10 protein-coding genes, 1 tRNA gene and 1 pseudogene are annotated in these 17,400 nt (G+C 60.4%); 5 read left to right on the forward strand and 7 right to left on the reverse strand.

Going from position 1 to position 17,400, the window contains the following annotated elements:
* Positions 1-1,143 precede the first annotated feature (1,143 nt).
* Positions 1,144-2,355: a hypothetical protein gene (locus FJ398_05065; protein MBM3837327.1), complete on the reverse strand. Its 1,212-nt coding sequence runs from the start codon at positions 2,353-2,355 to the stop codon at positions 1,144-1,146.
* A gap of 46 nt (positions 2,356-2,401) precedes the next feature.
* Positions 2,402-2,767, reverse strand: coding sequence for a hypothetical protein (locus FJ398_05070; protein ID MBM3837328.1), 366 nt, complete (start codon positions 2,765-2,767; stop codon positions 2,402-2,404).
* Between the two features lie 109 nt (positions 2,768-2,876).
* Between FJ398_05070 and FJ398_05075 the strand changes: the two genes are divergently transcribed.
* Positions 2,877-3,110: a hypothetical protein gene (locus FJ398_05075; protein MBM3837329.1), complete on the forward strand. Its 234-nt coding sequence runs from the start codon at positions 2,877-2,879 to the stop codon at positions 3,108-3,110.
* A 146-nt stretch (positions 3,111-3,256) separates the two neighbouring features.
* On the opposite strand, the gene FJ398_05080 is transcribed toward FJ398_05075, so the two are convergent.
* A complete protein-coding gene (locus tag FJ398_05080; GenBank protein ID MBM3837330.1) occupies positions 3,257-4,354 on the reverse strand; it encodes an immunoglobulin domain-containing protein in 1,098 nt (365 codons plus the stop codon).
* Between the two features lie 410 nt (positions 4,355-4,764).
* Between FJ398_05080 and FJ398_05085 the strand changes: the two are divergent.
* The 3 genes and pseudogenes from FJ398_05085 to FJ398_05095 all read left to right on the forward strand — a co-directional run bounded on the left by FJ398_05085 (position 4,765) and on the right by FJ398_05095 (position 9,569).
* A pseudogene (locus FJ398_05085) lies at positions 4,765-6,000 on the forward strand (hypothetical protein).
* An 84-nt stretch (positions 6,001-6,084) separates the two neighbouring features.
* Positions 6,085-9,021, forward strand: a complete 2,937-nt coding sequence (gene metH, locus FJ398_05090) for a methionine synthase (protein ID MBM3837331.1) — start codon at positions 6,085-6,087, stop codon at positions 9,019-9,021.
* 460 nt (positions 9,022-9,481) lie between these two features.
* Positions 9,482-9,569, forward strand: a tRNA-Leu gene (locus tag FJ398_05095).
* Positions 9,570-9,597: 28 nt separating this feature from the next.
* Here FJ398_05095 and FJ398_05100 read toward each other — a convergent pair.
* From FJ398_05100 to FJ398_05110, 3 genes are read right to left on the reverse strand one after another with little or no spacing between them, the layout of a single operon-like run.
* Positions 9,598-11,088 carry a DUF1501 domain-containing protein gene (locus tag FJ398_05100; GenBank protein ID MBM3837332.1) on the reverse strand — a complete coding sequence of 497 codons (1,491 nt, stop codon included), beginning with the start codon at positions 11,086-11,088 and terminating at the stop codon, positions 9,598-9,600.
* Positions 11,089-11,094: 6 nt separating this feature from the next.
* Positions 11,095-14,034 carry a DUF1553 domain-containing protein gene (locus FJ398_05105; protein MBM3837333.1) on the reverse strand — a complete coding sequence of 980 codons (2,940 nt, stop codon included), beginning with the start codon at positions 14,032-14,034 and terminating at the stop codon, positions 11,095-11,097.
* A gap of 21 nt (positions 14,035-14,055) precedes the next feature.
* Positions 14,056-15,447: a hypothetical protein gene (locus tag FJ398_05110; protein ID MBM3837334.1), complete on the reverse strand. Its 1,392-nt coding sequence runs from the start codon at positions 15,445-15,447 to the stop codon at positions 14,056-14,058.
* Positions 15,448-15,565: 118 nt separating this feature from the next.
* On the opposite strand from FJ398_05110, the gene amrA reads away from it, so the two are divergent.
* Complete coding sequence (amrA, locus tag FJ398_05115) at positions 15,566-16,291, forward strand: AmmeMemoRadiSam system protein A (GenBank protein MBM3837335.1); 726 nt, start codon at positions 15,566-15,568, stop codon at positions 16,289-16,291.
* On the opposite strand, the gene FJ398_05120 is transcribed toward amrA, so the two are convergent.
* Positions 16,288-16,917: a sel1 repeat family protein gene (locus FJ398_05120; protein ID MBM3837336.1), complete on the reverse strand. Its 630-nt coding sequence runs from the start codon at positions 16,915-16,917 to the stop codon at positions 16,288-16,290. The two genes, amrA and FJ398_05120, sit on opposite strands and share 4 nt — an antisense overlap.
* Positions 16,918-17,400: the final 483 nt, after the last annotated feature.

Below are 17,400 nucleotides of genomic sequence, written 5' to 3' on the forward strand. Positions count from 1 at the left end.
CGGCGCAACCCGAAGGGCGGCAGTTCTTTTTCGCCAGACTTCGTTGCTTGCTCCTTACAGATCCACTTCGGGATATGCTCGTCGCTCGCGCCTCGTCTGGCCGAAAAATCCCTTGCCGCGAACGTGAGCGTATTTATGAAATGGACCCCTAAGGGTCTGTGCAAAAATAACTTCCAGTTTTGCCGGTTTGTCGGATTGAGTTCCGCTATTCGCGTCGCGGAAGGCAGCCGCCAAACATGGAATGGACCGATTGGAAGGGGAAGTTTGCTTCCCGACCGAACCAAAACCCCGAGTGCTGAGGGCGCTATTGATCCTTGGTTGGCGCCCGCTGCTCGGGCGAGGAGCCCCACTGCCAAGAGCCGTGCTCAATGGCCTGTGAGTTCGCCCCTAGTCCCTGTGACCCGCCGATGCGATCTTTGTCCGGCACCCCCGTGCCGAACCCTGCTTCCGAGATCGCCCGGTTTTGCCCCGCCCGCTCCTCGCCCTGAGCTTCGTGCAGTCCTTCCAGTTCCACGAATACCGGCCGACTCACCATGCTCCCATGATGTGGGGCGAATCAGTTGCCTTCTATGGGGCGCTAACCCGATTTCAAGCGGGGTGAATATCTCCAAGTGGATGAGGTTTTCCCTGATGGTTTCGTGTCCGCGCGTTGCTTGCATCTGCAGACGACTCGTGGAGATGGCTGTCCGCGCTCCTTCGGTTACGGTTTCGCTGCGCTGGGGCATATCGCAGATTTGGAATCTGCGGCACGCAGGTCAATCCGCTGCGGCCGGGTGAGTTTGTCGCGCAGCCGACTACAAGTCGGCGATACGGCAGATTGAAAATCTGCGCTACGCACACCGGCAACTTGTGGATGCACCGGTCCGCGCTCAACCCGTCTTTTTTGACTTGCCGGTGTTTCGCGCGCCATCCCTTTTTCGAAACGTCGTCGTGTCCTTGGCTCCCGCTCCACTCTCGCCCAGCGATTCCGCATGGTGGGATAGATTCCTGGTTAAAGTGCGGACTTCAATTTTTTGGCGGGCGCTGGCTTCCGCTGGGCCGGGGTCCGCTCTCCGAGGGTTGACGTCGCTCCGCCCCAGGGCGAGCGTTGGGCGCAGCCCTTGAACTGGAGCTTCCGTGTTGGAAATTTTTTGGGTTCAGCCGCTAAAGAACGGCGCGACCTCTCCGCATAGAAGTGAACGATAGATTTGTTTGCGCAATTCCTGCAACGTGACCTTCCCCAGCCGGAGCAGCTTGCCATGCAATATGGCATAGGCGTGAAAGAGCGTGAAGGCGATGATTTTGATCCAGAGCAGGACTTGGAGAGAGACCGGGTGATGGTGAGCGCAATGGGTCAGCCGCCAGGCCTGGGTCAGTTCGTTTGAAAGCATTGTTTTCAATTTTCCAACGCAGGTGGCCCCAATCCCGGATGACCGAGCCGGCGTAACCATCCAGGTCGCCGGCCACGATCCAGATCCAGTTCTGTTCTTTTTCCTTGAGGACCCATTGGTCGCCGATGCGCTCGCGTTGCTTCCAGCTTTCCCGCACGCGCACCACGCGCACCGGCTCCGTGTACGTCTCGGTGAAGGTCATCTGACGCAGGTCCCAAATCTCCACTTGGCGTCCGTCGCGCTCGACGGTTTCGTCCGGGGACCGGCCGTTGGTCAGAGCCAGGGCCTCCTGGTAAATGTCGTAGCGGTCCTGCTTCAGGACGGCGATCACCGGCCAGCCCATCTCCACCACCGCCTTGAGAAACGGTCCGTTGGTGTACCAGGCGTCCACCAACACGACATCGAAAAAGCGCGGACCGTGGCTTTCCCGCAGGCGCGCCAGCAGGCGCAAAGCCGCCGCACACTCTTCTTCACCCTGGCGCATCGGTTCCACATCCAAAATCACACTCAGCTTGGGACCGCTCAACTGGGCATACACCTGTTTGTGATAATACTGAATGTGTTGGACCGGCTGCCCCTGGGCATCTTTGCTCGTGATCTGGCGCGTTAAACAATCTTCGCAACAACGATGATCGCTGCAGAATTGCTCGTTGGCATCCAGACTGATGACCAGCAATCCGTTGACTTTGTTTTCTGCAAAGGCTTTCCCGCGTTTGAGCTTGCGATTGATCCAAGCGGCTCCCCGCCGCAATTTGCCGGGATCCATCCGCTCGCTCACATAATCCAGGGCGTCGTCACTGATGCGCTCTGGATACCCCACCCATTGCTGCCACTGCGGCAGTTGGGTTTCCGCTTGAAGCTGGAGCAGGCTGGGGATTTGGGCCACCTCGCCCAGCAGCAGAGTTAAGGAAATGGCGCGCCCCGGAATTTCCGGGTGGAGCCGGGAATCGGTGAAGGCTCCGGCCAGGAAATTGAGATGGAACATCTTTTGGGCATAGCGCACGAAGCGCGGCAATTCGCCGAAATCGGTTTTAGGATTCAGGCAGAAGCCTTTCCCCGCGCCGGAGCAGTTCGGCGTTGATCTGGGATAACTCCTCCAAGCCTTCCCAGAGTTGCTGGTAAGCGGTGACCCCGTGCTGGGCGGACCCTTGTTGGGCGGGTGTTTTGAGCAGAAACTTCAGGACATGGCCTTGAGCCAAACCGGAAGCCAGGTAGTAAAAGGGGCCGTGTTTTTGGCCTTGGGCGCACACGCAGTTGGATTTGCCACACGTGGTGAACCGTTGGACATAAGAAGCGCGCAGGAAATCGGCGGGCACGTCCAGGCCGCGCCAAAGCGCGGCTTTGCGCTGGCGCAGCGCCAGCGTGGAGGTGCGGCGGAAATTGAATATCTTAGCCATTTACTAGGCGAAGATAGCCGCGCCGAACCGTTTTGGCAAGAAAAAGAGAATACTCCGAGGCGACCCGCCCACGCTTGCAGGAGAGAGGAACGGCAGTTAGCATTGCGTCATGAACGCGACGGACATTTCACAGGCCCTCAGCCAGCGGCCATTCAAGCCTTTTCGCCTGACCTTGAGCAGCGGCCGCGAAATCCCCGTCCTGAATCATGATGCGATCTTGTTCAATGAGCCAAGAACCACGCTGCTGGTGGTCGAGGGAGAACGATTCCACGTCGTGGACCTCGAACACATCGTCGCGTTGACCTTTGGCGGCCGGCCCACGGCGGAACAATTGGCGAGTTGAAGAGCGTTCTTGAGGTCCATTCGCAGCAAGCCTTCTCAGTAATTATAACAACGGTGGAGCGACGCTCCTGTGGAGCTTTGCTTCGATGGCATTGGCTCGGCAGGAGCCCCCGCCCACCTTGACTGGAACGCTCTGGCTTTTCCTCTTCACGGCGCGTGAACGCGCGAGAGAGAAAACGCGCCCAGCGTGATGCCGCTAAAACTGTACGTCCCGGCGAATTGATGGGTGGTGGAATTCAACGTGCCTGCAATCAGGATCAGACTCGGCGCGGTGGTCCCAGGAATCGTGTACGAGACAACCGCCGAGAAAGCGTTGGAGGCGTCGATTTTTCCGAACGTGCCGCCGGAGATAATCGGCGAGGACAAGAAAGTAAAAGCCGTGCCGTCGTCCGCGAGAATGAAACTGGCATCGCCGGAGAGAAGCCCGCTAAAAACGCCTGCGTAATAGCCCGCGTTGTCTTGTTGGAGTCCGCTCGTGGACTTCAGCGCCCCGCTGAAAGTCCCGGTCGAGGCGTTCGTGCCTACAAGTGTCCCGCTCACGGTATCCGTCAGGAACGTGCCGCTGATTGACGCGCCCGGCGCGAGACGATTGGAAAAACTGCCGTCCATCGCGACCCACACGTTGGTCAGGAACACGCTTTGGGTTTGCCCCGGATTGTACGCCAGAATCACCCCGAGCCGATTGGAAGTCACGAGTCCGGCGAACCCGCCGTTGGTTTGTCCGGGGAACGTGCCCATGTAGATGCCGCGTGGCGGACCCGCCGACGCCGCGAACGTCAGCGTCGCAACGGCGCTGGTCACCGCGCCCGCGCGATTGGAGACCAACACGGCATAATCGCCGGCCGCCGTCAGAGCGAGATTGGTCAGTTCCAGCAAAGCCGAGTTTTGGCCAGGCAAGTTGGTATTGCTTCGGCGCCATTGATACGCGATAGGCGCGGTGCCGGCAGCCGCGACCGTGAAAGCCGCCTTGCCGCCCAGTGCGGCGCTCTGGCCCTGCGGTTGCGTGACAATATTCGGCGCCGGGAAGCGCAGCCGATAGAACGCGGACCCGGCGCTGGTGGAATCGCTGACGCTGGTTGCAGTGGTGGCCGCACCAAAATCCTGCCAAAGACCCAAAGCCACGTTCGTGGACTTTTGTGGCTGCACGAGATCCAGCCCGCTCGCCCACGAAACGGCCACTTGCTGATTGGCAGGCTTAATCGAGAGGGAGACAGTTTGGGCGAGCGCATTGCTAAGAAAACACAAGGTCAGGATGCCAAGCGAGCCCGCGACCAAGTATGACTGAAGACCGGCTGCGCGGCAACTCAGCCCTACCAGGTTCAACGCGAAGCTTCCTTGGTCTGATGACCATGCTCACCCGCCATGAACCCGGCAGGGCGAGTCCGTCCCGACGAGCCGATCGACGTGCCGGGAACAGGTCCGACTCGGCTCGTTGGGGACAGGCTCGCCCTACCATCAGGTTGATGGGAAGCAATCTCGCCACGCTTAGTCGTGCCATTCGGGGAATCCGCGCTTCCACACCAATCTCGGCAGGCGTTTTCGTCATAAGGAATTCATCGATTCAATAATTCGCAATTCCTTGTTGGCTTGAGATTTCTCATGCGGTCATATCAACCGATCAAGATTCGTTGATTTTTAATTTGAATTCCCCGGCCATGCCGCGTAAGTTCGCTCCGTTTTTGGCCCCGCGGCCGGAAACGGAGTTGAGATTAGGGCCGACAACTGAACTGCATTCAGTGGATCGAAACGAACAACTGGAACGTCTCGTCAGCGAGCGCATCGTCGTCATCGATGGCGCGATGGGCACGACGATTCAGGAGCGGAAGCTCTCGGAGTCCGACTATCGAGGGCAACACTTCAGGAACCCGGCCAAAGACCTGAAGGGTTGCCACGACGTCTTGAACCTCACCCAGCCTCGTGTGGTTGAGGAAATCCATCGGCAATACCTCGAAGCGGGCGCGGATATCATCGAGACCAACACGTTCAATTCGCAGGCCATTTCCCTGGCGGATTATCATCTGGAGGCCCAGGCCTACGACCTCGCGCGAGCCGGGGCGGAATGCGCGCGCCGCGCCGCCGACAACGTCATGCGCGAACCACGCGGACGCGTCTGCTGGGTCGCGGGCGCCATCGGTCCCACGACCAAGACGGCTTCAATCTCGACCGATGTCAATAATCCCGGTGCGCGCGGGACGAACTACGACGAATTGGCCGCCGCTTACTATGACCAGGCGCGCGGCTTGATTGACGGCGGCGCGGACCTGCTGCTGGTCGAGACGATCTTCGACACGCTGAACGCAAAGGCGGCGTTCTTCGGGATTCTGAAGCTGTTCGAGGAACGGGGAATTGAGCCCTTTCCATTCGGCGGGCAGGGACGGCCAAGCCAACTCGCCGATCACGCGATGCCGGGCGTCTTAACCCAATCGCCAATCGCCAATCGCCAATCCGCAATCCCCTTGATGGCTTCGGTGACTTTCATTCAAGCGGGCAGCAACCGGGGCGTCACCGGCCAGACCGTGGAGGCATTTTGGACATCGGTGTCGCACGTGCCGCTTTTCAGCATCGGCATGAATTGTGCCCTTGGCCCCAAAGAGATGAGGCCGCTCATCGAGGAACTGGCGCGCATCGCGCCGATTTACACCAGCGCGCACCCGAACGCCGGGCTGCCCAATCCGCTTTTGCCCACCGGGTTTCCAGAGACGCCTGAAACGTTGTCGCCCCAGTTGCGCGAATGGGCTGAGAACGGCTGGCTCAACTTTGTCGGCGGCTGTTGCGGAACAACGCCGGCGCACATCCGCGCTCTCGCCGAAGCGGTTCGCGGGATTCGCCCGCGCACTCCCGCGCCAGCGGAACACTGTCTGCGCTTGAGCGGTCTCGACGCGCTGACGATTCCGGGAAATTCGGCTGCCCGGCGTCGCGCGGGCTTCCAGCCTGCGCAGTCAGTTTCCGGCTCCCAGGCAGGGTTGGCGAAGACGATGAGCAAAATCGAACAGGAGAAACCAGAGGCAACAGAGGCCCAAACTCCGTTCTCTCCGTTGCCTCATGCTAACAGAAGTGACCGGGTACTCGGTGAGTGCATTACTCAATCCCCGAGGGGCGAACAAACATCCGGGGCAGGCGAGATGCCTGCCCTACCTTCGAACGTTTCCATTAATTTCATCAACATTGGCGAGCGCACCAACGTCGCGGGCTCGCCGAAGTTCGCCCAGTTGGTCAAGGCCGGCGACTTCGAGGCCGCGCTCAGCATTGCCCGCCAGCAAGTCGAGAACGGCGCGCAGATCATCGACGTTTGCATGGATGAAGGCATGATCGACGGCGCCGCCGCGATGACGCATTTCTTGAATTTGATTTCCGGAGAGCCGGACATCGCGCGCGTGCCCATCATGATCGACTCCTCCAAATGGTCCGTGATCGAAGCCGGCCTGAAATGCGTCCAGGGCAAAGGCATCGTCAACTCGATCAGCCTTAAGGAGGGCGAAGCGAAGTTCGTCGAGCAAGCCAAGCTCGTCCGGCGCTACGGTGCGGCGGTGGTGGTGATGGCGTTTGACGAAAAGGGCCAGGCCGATTCGTTGCCGCGCCGGACGGAAGTTTGCGCGCGCGCTTACAAAATTCTCACGGAGCAAGTCGGTTTTCCGCCGGAGGACATCATTTTCGATCCGAACATTCTCACGGTCGGCACGGGCATGGAGGAGCACGCGAATTACGCCGTCGATTTCATTGAGGCGACGCGTTGGATCAAACAGAATCTGCCGTTCGCCAAAGTCAGCGGCGGCGTGAGCAACATTTCCTTCAGCTTCCGCGGCAACAACACGGTCCGGGAAGCGATGCACTCCGCCTTTCTCTATCACGCGGTCAAGGCCGGGCTCGACATGGGCATCGTCAATGCGGGCCAGCTTGCCGTGTACGACGAAGTCCCGAAGGACTTGCTGGAATTGGTCGAGGACGTCTTGCTCAACCGGCGGCCGGACGCGACCGAACGCCTCATCAAATTCGCCGAATCGGTCAAGCAGAAGGACAAAACCGAAGCCGTCGAGGACGCCTGGCGGCAAGGGTCCGTTGAAGAGCGGCTCGCGCACGCGCTCGTCAAAGGCATCGTGGATTTCATCGAAGCGGACGTGGAGGAAGCTCGCCAGAAATACGGCAAACCTCTCGCCGTCATCGAAGGCCCGCTCATGGATGGGATGAACGTGGTGGGCGATCTGTTCGGGGTCGGCAAGATGTTCTTGCCGCAAGTCGTGAAGTCCGCCCGGGTCATGAAGAAGGCCGTCGCGTATTTGCAGCCTTTCATGGAAGCGGAGAAAGCGCGCACGGGAGCGAAACACCAGGGCAAAATCCTGCTCGCCACCGTGAAGGGTGACGTCCACGACATCGGCAAGAACATTGTCGGCGTCGTGCTCCGTTGCAACAACTACGAGGTTCTTGATCTGGGCGTGATGGCGCCGTGCGAAAAGATTCTTCGGACGGCCATTGAGGAAAAAGTCGATCTCGTCGGCCTGAGCGGCTTGATCACGCCGTCCCTGGATGAAATGGTGCACGTGGCCAGCGAGATGGACCGGCAGGGATTCAAGTTGCCGCTCCTGATCGGCGGGGCCACGACCAGCAAAGCGCACACGGCGGTGAAAATCGCTCCGGCGTATCGGCAGCCCGTCATTCACGTTTTGGACGCCTCCCGCGCCGTGCCCGTGGCCGGTTCCCTCCTGAGCCTTGACCAGCGTCCGAAGTTCGCCGAATCCGTCCGGCTGGAATACGAGAAAGTCCGAGCGCAGCACGGCGCTCAACAAGCAAAACTGCTCTCCCTCGAAGAAGCGCGCGCGCGCGCGCCGCAGTTGGATTGGTTGAACTATCAACCGGCCAGGCCGGAGTTCATTGGAACCGTTACGCTGGGTTCGGATCTGAAATCGCCAGTCGCCGATCGCCGATCGCCCATCGCGCTCGCCTCCACCTGCAAATCCCAAATCTCAAATCTCAACTTTGAAATCTCTCTTGCCGATCTTGTTCCATTCATCGACTGGTCCCCGTTCTTCCACACGTGGGAACTGCGCGGGCGTTACCCGGCCATACTAAATCATCCCAGGCACGGCGAAGAAGCGCGCAAACTTTTCGCGGAGGCGCAGGCGTTGCTGGAGAAGATCGTTTCCGAACGATGGCTGAGCGCGCGCGGCGTTTATGGCTTTTTCCCGGCCAGCCGCGTCGGCGACGACGTCGAGCTTTACCGGGACGAATCGCGAAACCAGATTCTCACGACGTTCCACTTCCTGCGCCAGCAGATCGAGAAGCCCGACCGGCAGCCAAGCTATTGCCTGGCCAACTTTGTCGCTCCAAAAAATCCGCAATCGATAGATTTCCTCGGTGCGTTCGCGGTCAGCGCCGGCTTCGGCGTGGAGGAACTGGTGAAGCAGTTCAAAGCCGAGCACGACGACTACAACGCCATCATGACTGAGGCCCTGGCGGATCGACTGGCGGAGGCGTTTGCCGAGTATCTCCACGCGCGAGTCCGCAAGCAATGGGGCTATGGGCGAGACGAGAACCTTACGACCGAACAGCTCATCGAGGAGCAGTATCGCGGAATTCGTCCGGCGGCAGGCTATCCGGCGTGTCCGGACCACACGGAGAAACGGCTGCTGTGGGAATTGCTCGACGTCGAGCGGCGCGCCGGCATCAAGCTGACCGAAAGCTGCGCCATGTGGCCGGCCAGCAGCGTGAGCGGGCTCTATTTCTCGCATCCGGACTCAAAGTATTTCGCCGTGGGCAAACTCGGACGCGACCAGTTGCTCGATTATCACCGGCGGAAGGGAATGAGTTTGCAGGAAGTGGAGAAGTGGCTGGGGCCTTACTTGAATTATGATCCGGCCAGAAGCGCGCCGGCCAGCGCGGATTCCGTCGGATGCGCTTGCGGAACGCGGCACAGCTAAAAGTATCTCTGCCTTGCGCTCTGTCCACGAAATAGTTTCATGAAACCGGAGGTTGACGGAGGTTGACGATTGGAAGAGGAAAGGCTGCAAGCGCCGCGGCCTCTGCGTGGCCCAGTTACCCCGATGAGCCGTGATTGGAAGCAGACGGACCGCCGCGCTTGAAGCCCCCGTGCTCTTTACCACGGAGTTCGCGGATTTCACGGATGTAGAAGCGGCGGATTCGTGCAAATCCGTGCCCCCAATCCCAGAGACCGTTGGGAACGTTGCGCCGGGCGTTGTGTTTACAGAGGCCACGAATGGGGTGCTTGCGGTTATCGAGGACCTTGGTGTAGGAATGGCGTTGCTTGACTGGCTTTGCGATAGATTGCAGCGCGTCTCTTAAGGCAAAAGTGTCACAAATACTGTCACAAAGTCATTTCGGATTCCTGAACTACACGTAAGTAATTGCAGGTGCGAGAACGCCGGTGTGGCGAAATGGCAGACGCACAGGACTTAAAATCCTGGGACCGTAAAAAGTCGTGCGGGTTCAAGTCCCGCCACCGGCACCATACGCGTGGTCAGTGATCAGTAGTCAGTTCAGGAGAGAATCGCCTCGACGACGCGCGCGTCCGTGACTCCTGTCAATCGATCCTTGAGGCCGTTGCGCTCGAAGAAGAGCTCCTCGTGGTTCATCCCCAGCAGATGGAGGATCGTCGCGTGCCAGTCAGGGACGCTCACGCGGTTCTCCACCGCGGCCAGGCCCAACTCGTCCGTCGCACCGAACACTGTTCCGCCTTTGATCCCCGCACCCGCCATCCACGTCGTGAAGGCGTTCTTGTTGTGATCGCGCCCGGCGTTCTGCTCGCTCTTGTCATCGGGTAATTGCGCGATCGGCAGGCGGCCAAACTCGCCGCCCCACAGCACCAGAGTGCTCTCCAATAGCCCGCGCTGTTTCAAATCCCGCAACAAGGCCGCGACCGGCTGGTCCGTCCGTTCGGAAGCGGACTTCAGCCCAGCCGCAATCCCGGTGTGATGGTCCCAGATCTGGCCGTTGATAAAAATTTGCACGAATCGGACGCCGCGCTCGACCAACCGCCGCGCGATCAAACAGCGACGGCCATAGGAATCGGTCGGTTGCCGGCCGACTCCGTAGAGCTGCAACGTGCCGGAGCTTTCCTTGGAGAGATCCAGCGCCTCGTCGGCGGCCAACTGCATTCGCGCCGCCAGTTCGTAACTGGCGATGCGGGCCGCGAGTCTCGGTTGGAAGGGCCGCGCGCTTTCGTGGGTTCGGTCCAGCCGCGCCAAGAAATCGCGCGCGAATTGCGAGACCGCAGGCGCGTCTTGCTTGGCCGGATGCAAATTCAGAATCGGCGCTCCGGTCGGCCGGAAGGGTGTTCCCTGGAAAATCGGTGGCAAAAAACCGGCGTTCCAATTCTCCACCCCGTTCACGGGCAATCCCGCCGGATCGGCCAACACCACATAGGCGGGAAGGTTCTGATTCTCAGTGCCCAATCCATAAATCACCCAGGAACCCAGGCACGGATACCCCGCACGCATTTGGCCGCTGTGGATCAGATACAAGGCCGGCTCGTGGGTGATGTTGGTCGTGAACATCGAGCGAATCACAGCCAGATTATCGGCCTGCTTCGCCAGGTGCGGGAGCAGTTCGCTCAGCCACATCCCGGATTTGCCGTGCTGCGCGAACTTAAACGGGCTGCGCAAAATCGAACCTGCCGCGTTCACGTTCTCCACCTCGCCCGCGATCTTGTCGAAGTAGGATTCTCCATGATGCTTGTCGAGCATCGGCTTGGGGTCGAACAGATCAACTTGGCTCGGGCCGCCGTTCATGAAGAGCTGAATGACCGCTTTGGCTTTCGCGGCGAAATGCGGCGCGCGCGGCTTGAGATCATAGGTGGGTCCGACGCCGGGCATCGGCTCGCGCGGCTCCGCGGCGAACGCGGCGAAGCGCGCTCCAAACTCATTCCGGAACAAATAGGCGAGCGCGGTTCCACATAAGCCGCCGGTCATGCGTTCAAACCAGCCGCGGCGGGTGAGTGAGCAATCGTCTCTGGAGTTGCTTGAGTCCATAGGCATTTAGTCGATGTGGAGAAACTCAGCCGCATTCATCAGCGTGTGACAAAAAATCGCCAATGCTTGTTGTTCGGGCGGTCGCTCGGTATCGCTGGCCAACGATGAACCGGCGTTCTCGCGCTTCCTTTGATCCTGGTCAACCGCCAAAAGGCGCCGCACAAACTCGACGCCCGCCTCGCGCTCGGCCAGCGACGGTCGCCTGGAATACGCGATCAGGTAGGCCCGCTCGATCTGCCGCGCCAATTCCGGTCCTGCCTCGCGAACGACACGGTCGGCAAAGCGCATCGCCAAATCGCGCACCACACTCTCATTCAGCAAGTGCAGCGATTGCGACGCGACGATCGATTCGCTGCGTTCGAGGCAGTTGGGATTCATCAGGGGCAGATCGAACACTTCCAGCACCGTCGGGATATCCTTGCGGAGTTGCTGCCCGTAAATGCTCCGGCGCCAGCCGTCGGCCGTTTTGCCGGGAACAACCACTCCGTCACCGCGCGAGTGGACAGGAACCGGAGGCCCAAAACCAGCTTCACCCAGGCAACCCGCGACAAAGACCAGGCTATCCCAGACGGCCTCGGCTTCGAGACGCCGCAGAGGCATGCGCGAAAGCAATGTGTTTTCCGGGTCGCCCGCGAGTTGCCTGCGGGAAATCACGGAGCTCTGTCGATACGCGCGCGAGGTGAGGATTAACCGGTGCAAGGGTTTCATGCGCCAACCCAGGCGCACGAATTCGTTGGCCAACCAGTCGAGCAATTCCGGATGCGTCGGGGGCGAGCCGGTCTTGCCGAAGTTGCCCGCGCTTTTGACGAGTCCTTGCCCGAAGTGTTGCTGCCAGATGCGATTCGCCATCACTCGACTCGTCAGCGGATGCTGTGGATTCGCCAGCCAACGGGCCAAGGCCAACCGGCGTCCAGTTTTCTTAGCGCCCGGCCAGGGCGTCTGGATCTCGAACGGCGTTCGCCCATCGGTCAACACGGCTGGCACGCCCGCTTTCACCAACGCTCCGGCGCGATCCGGCTCCCCGCGGCGATACAGGTACGTGGGCGACGGTTCGCCTCGATCCCAGAGCGCGGCGAGGCGCGGCTCCGGCGATTTCTTGCTCGCCAATGCGGCGAGTTGATCGACGCGCTTCTTGAAATCCGGATCGAACTTCTTCAGCTCGTTCTGATCGGGCGTGAGCTTTTTCTCGTAGCGCTCGGCCAATTGAGTTTGAGCCGGCGTGCGGTCCGCAACCGGTGTCTCCAGCATCTTCTCAACTTCCTGGCGGAGCGGCGCTGCGAGTTCGGCCAATTGCGCGGCGCGGAACTTTCTTCTCACTCGGTTTTCCTCGTCACGCAGATCGGAGGTTTGGGCGTCGATCTCGCGCTGGATTTTTTCGTTGTGTTCGCGCCAGGCTTTTCGTTCCTCCGGCAGGACAAACGGGAGCGAACGTTCGCCCAGCTTTCCGATGTTCACCGCGCCGCCGAAGGCCCGCTGATCCGGCTTGAGCCAGTCGTATTCGTCGTACGCGCCTTTGAAGAGATCGATCAAGCGATAGTAATCGCGCTGCGGGATCGGATCGAACTTGTGATCGTGGCAGCGCGCGCATTTCAGCGTCAATCCGAGCACACCGGAACCGAACACGTCCATGGCGTCGGAAATAACCTCCAGCCGGTCCGGCACAAAGCCGGTGATGTTCGCCCAGGTCGGGTCAGGCCCCATGCGCAAAAATCCGGTCGCGACCAAATTGTCGTAGAGCTCCTGAGTCAGGACCGGCGCGCCTTCGTAATCGGCCAGTTCATCCCCGGCGATTTGTTCGAGCAGGAAACGGTCGTATGGTTTGTCCGCGTTAAAAGATTGGATGACGTAATCGCGGTAGCGGTAAGCGAAACGCCTCGGCAAATGTTGTTCGCGCCGGCCTTCCACATCCGAGTAGCCGGCCACGTCCAGCCAGTGACGTCCCCAGCGCTCGCCGTAGCGCGGCGACGCAAGCAAGCGGTCGATCAGCTTTTCGTAGGCGGCGGGATCGGTGTCGGAAAGAAACGTTTGCGTCTCCTCCGGCGTGGGCGGCAATCCGGTCAAATCGTAATAGACGCGCCGCAGCAAAACGCTCTTTGCGGCTTCGGCGGCGAAGCTCAGGCCTTCGGCTTCGAGCTTGCTCAAGACGAAAGAGTCGATCGGATTGCGAACCAGCTCGGGCTGACGCACGGGCGGTTGGACGACTGGCTTCACTGGACGGAACGACCAGAACTGGCGATCGGCGTCACGGACCAACGGGTCCTCCGGCGTGCCGGCGCGGTCGGGTTCATCGGGCGCTTCGCGCGCTCCGGACGCGATCCATTCCATCAGTCGCGCCAGGTCGGACGGCGGGACAGGTTTCACGTTGGCTTCCACCAGGCGTTTGCCGGGAGGACATTCGCCCGATTGGATGCGCTGGATGACGCGGCTTGCGCTCGGATCGTTCGGAACGATCGCGGGACCGGAGTTGCCTCCTTGAAGCATGGACGCCTTCGTGCGCAGGTCCAGGTTCCCTTCGCGCTGGCGCGTTCCGTGACAGGGCGAACAATGCCTCAGCAAGATCGGGACAATGTCGTGTTGGGTCAGGGCGGACGTGCGCTTGCCGGAAGGGCCGGTTTGTTCGACGGCCTGTGTTCGATTCTCCGCGAATAAGTTGAGCAGCCCACACATGAACCCAATCAACACGGACACCAAAGCCCGGATTCTTCCGCGCATCTGCAGGCTGCCGCCCCCAATCCCAAGGGGATTGCGCCCTGCAGCCCAGGGTTGCGAGGAACGAGCTACCCTAGCTACCCTGGGCTTTGAGGCAGAATCCCCCTGGGATTCTAGAGCGGAGAATTGCCTATGAGGAGCAGAGCGGACTGCCACACCGCAAGAGGCAGGCGCCTGAATTGAGAAGGCATCATTCGTGGTCCGCCCTGAATTCGCGGGGAATAAATCGAAGTTCATGACCACAGCGCGCTTGATTTCTCAGCCCAGCTTAACGGCCGACGCACCCTTCGGCAAAGGGAAGCAGACGATGACGGACTTGCCGTCACGGCACCAGGCGCCGGAAACGAGCTTCAAAGGCCCGCTCACTTCTCGCAACGGCTTCAGCCCTCCGTCCACGTGCAGCGCAGGCACAAGGTTTTCAGCAGCGTTGAAGCGCACCGTGAAATCCGGACACGCAAACGGCGCGCGCAACTGAATGGCGCCGCCGATGCGCTCCACGCGCGTCAATTCCTTCGCCGCCCAGTACCGCGCGACTTCGCTGAGTTTCATCCACAAGAGATTGTCGAAGCGGGCGTGCAAACGGCGCACGACTTCTTGAAAGACTTTGAAGCCGAGCTCCTGGCCGTTCCAATAAATGCCCGTCCAATGCGCGAGCATCAGAGCCGGTTCGCCACGCTGAATGACTTCGACCATCCGGCCGCGCTGAAGATCCTCCGTGATGAATCGATCCGTCCCTGCGGGAGGCGTGCAATCCCAGCCACCTGTCCAGTCGCCGGTGCATCCGAGCACGTGCACGACGCAACGCGGGTCGCTCGTCTCCAGGCCGCTCGCGTATTCGACGCGGGGCGCGACGCTTTGCTCGCCGCGATCGAACAAGTCGCGGAAGTAATGCGGAATCGCCGCGCCGAACACGTCGCGCACGGATTGCAGCGTGGCCTGGGCGAGTTGCGGACGGGCGCGAGTTCCAAAGCCGCCCGGCGTCGTGATGCCTTCGCATGGCAAACCGACGTTTTTCAGAATGCGCAACGCGTAAGCCATGTAGTCCGCAATTTCGTCCACGGAGCGCCCCGTGGTCCACTCCCAGTTCTCCATGAATTTGGGCGAAGGATCGGGATACGGATGGCCGGTCTTGGTGTCGATGACGCGCGTGTGCGTGACCATTTCGGGGTGAATGTCCCAGTTCGGCATCATGAGCGTGCGCACCAATTCCAGGCTGGCCTGCAATTCCTGATGCGACCATTCCGGCAAAAGACGATCGAGCCGTCCGACACAGGCCGGATACGGGACGATGCTGTATTTGCCCTTCACGCCGTGCTCGGCGCACCATTCGCCGAACTTGCGGACGAACGCGTCGGGAATCTCCGCCGGCCATTCGCGCCAGTTCTTTTTGTAGGTGGGATTGGCGCCGGCAAACGTGAGGTCGAACTGCGACATGGAAAAGCGGTTCAAGTTCACCAGACACGTCGAATCATCAATGATCAGTCCGACCGGGACGCGGGCGCGCGAGTTCAGCACGGTGATTCCATCTGCGCGAGGCGGGCGCTGTCCAACCGATTGAGCAACGAGAGGCACGGACTGGGCCATTGCCGTCAAAACGCCGAGCGAACGAGCCGTGGTGCCGAGAAACTGGCGTCGGGTGTGTGGCTTCATGCGTTTGACTATAGGCGATTTGCCTGATGGTTGCATTGGCAATTTGCGGTCTTGGCAACCTGCGGACGCAAGACGTTTCATTGCATGCAGTCTCGTCCTACACTAGGCTGCATTAGCTGTGAAAACCTCGGAAGGTTCGGACGCTGGCCCGGGAAGCTGGTCCTGGCTCAAAGGGTGGAAAGCGCGCCTGTTCGGGCGGAGCGACGGGCCCGACAGTTCAGGCGCCTCCGGTCAGCCCGATGTCTCCGCCGCGGCGGCGGCGGGTTCTGCGCTGACGGCAGGATTAAGCCCGGAAGAGCGGCACGTGCTGCTGGACCTGGCCAGGAGATCCCTGCAAGCCGCGGTCAAAGACGAGGTTCTTCCGCAAATCGAGCCTCCCGGCGCCTCCGCCAAATTGCTTGAACCCACCGGATGCTTTGTCACGTTGCGCAACAAGGGCAAACTGCGCGGATGTCTGGGACAGATCTTCCCGCGGTCCGCGCTTTACAAAGCCGTCATGCACAACGCGCGGTCAGCCGCCAGGAGCGACCCGCGCTTCGCGCACGTGGAGCTCGACGAGCTGGAGCAGATCGAAATCGAGATCAGCATTCTCGCCGAACCGCAGCCGTTGAGTTTCCACTCCCCGGAGGAGTTGCTGGACCAGCTCCATCCTCTGGCCGACGGGGTGGTGCTGCAGATCGGCGATCGAACGGCGACCTTTCTCCCGCAGGTGTGGGCAAACATCCCGGATCGAGTCACCTTCATGAATTCGCTCGCGAGAAAAGCAGACTGCGACGAGGACGCCTGGCGCAGACCCGGCGTGAGCGTCTCTGTCTATCGGGCGGAATCATTTAAGGAAGATTAGGAATCCGATTTCCTCCGGGTTGGTTTAACCGCGCTGACGCGCTTTCTGGTCAAGAATTCCGAGACCTGCCGCTCGGCCTCCTCCCGTTGTTCGCGCGACAATTTCCCGAGTACGACTTCTTGTGTTTTCTTGGCGCCTTCATTGCCATGGGCGGCCGCCAGACTTACCCATTTGAACGCCTCGAGGTAGTCCTGCCGCACGCCGCGCCCCAGCGCGTAGAGCATGCCGACGTTCGCTTGCGCCTGCGTGTGGCCTTGCTCCGCGGCTTTGAGAAACCACCTGAGCGCTTCCGCGTAATCTTGCGGCGCCGTGCGCCCGAAATAATAATCCTCGCCGGTATCGTATTGGGCGGAGGCGCTGCCTTGTTCGGCCTGGCGCAGACTTTCGTGAAAGCTCGCCGTTTCGTAATTCTCAACCGTCTGCTTCACCTGCGCCGCAACCGTCTGCGCCTTCTGAATCCCGGCGCGAATCGATTTGGCCGAGCCCACCAGCGAAACGAGACGAGCAAGAAAATGCATGACCCGACCAATGTAGAGAACCCAGCGGACAAAGACAACGGCGTTGCACGCCGGGCCGCACTTGCTAGAGTGCTTCCATGCAAACCCTGCAGGAAAGGACAAACCCATGAAAAGAACAGTTAGCCTCTGGCTGGTGATTGGATCGCTTGGCCTGGTTTTGGCGACGGCGTCGTACGCCGCGGAAACCGCCGACAAGAAACCGACTCCAGTCGCGCCCGCGAAGGAAAAAAAGCCCAACAGTTCTCATTTCGGGGAAAGTTGAGCGCGTTGGACAGAGCCGCGATGACGATTGCGGTGGAAGGCAAGAGCAAGCCCCGGATCATCCATATCACCTCCCACACGCGAACCGCCAAGGCGGGTAAGCCCGCGACTTTGAAATGATGCGGTGATCGGCGAGGAGGTGGCGGGCCAAGTCATTAAGAATGCGGCAGGGGAAGAGGAAGCTGTTTTGTTGCGCCTTGGGGAAAAACCCTCGGCCAAGCCCGGCGAGAAGAAAGCCAAAAAGCCGGAGGGTGAAAAGAAACCGTGAGGGCGACCTGTGCCTTGCCTGGCTAACTCCACCGCGCGCTAAAACAGGGTTCCGGGAATTCA

The organism is Verrucomicrobiota bacterium, from assembly GCA_016871535.1.
GTDB lineage: Bacteria > Verrucomicrobiota > Verrucomicrobiia > Limisphaerales > SIBE01 > VHCZ01.

What these genes read in the sequence shown, in the direction of transcription:
- FJ398_05065 (MBM3837327.1), bottom strand. Translation starts at nt 2,355, where the DNA reads ATGTTCCATCTCAATTTCCTGGCCGGAGCCTTCACCGATTCCCGGCTC.
- FJ398_05070 (MBM3837328.1), bottom strand. Translation starts at nt 2,767, where the DNA reads ATGGCTAAGATATTCAATTTCCGCCGCACCTCCACGCTGGCGCTGCGC.
- FJ398_05075 (MBM3837329.1), top strand. Translation starts at nt 2,877, where the DNA reads ATGAACGCGACGGACATTTCACAGGCCCTCAGCCAGCGGCCATTCAAG.
- metH (MBM3837331.1), top strand. Translation starts at nt 6,085, where the DNA reads ATGAGCAAAATCGAACAGGAGAAACCAGAGGCAACAGAGGCCCAAACT.
- FJ398_05100 (MBM3837332.1), bottom strand. Translation starts at nt 11,088, where the DNA reads ATGGACTCAAGCAACTCCAGAGACGATTGCTCACTCACCCGCCGCGGC.
- FJ398_05105 (MBM3837333.1), bottom strand. Translation starts at nt 14,034, where the DNA reads ATGAACTTCGATTTATTCCCCGCGAATTCAGGGCGGACCACGAATGAT.
- FJ398_05110 (MBM3837334.1), bottom strand. Translation starts at nt 15,447, where the DNA reads ATGAAGCCACACACCCGACGCCAGTTTCTCGGCACCACGGCTCGTTCG.
- FJ398_05120 (MBM3837336.1), bottom strand. Translation starts at nt 16,917, where the DNA reads ATGGGTTTGTCCTTTCCTGCAGGGTTTGCATGGAAGCACTCTAGCAAG.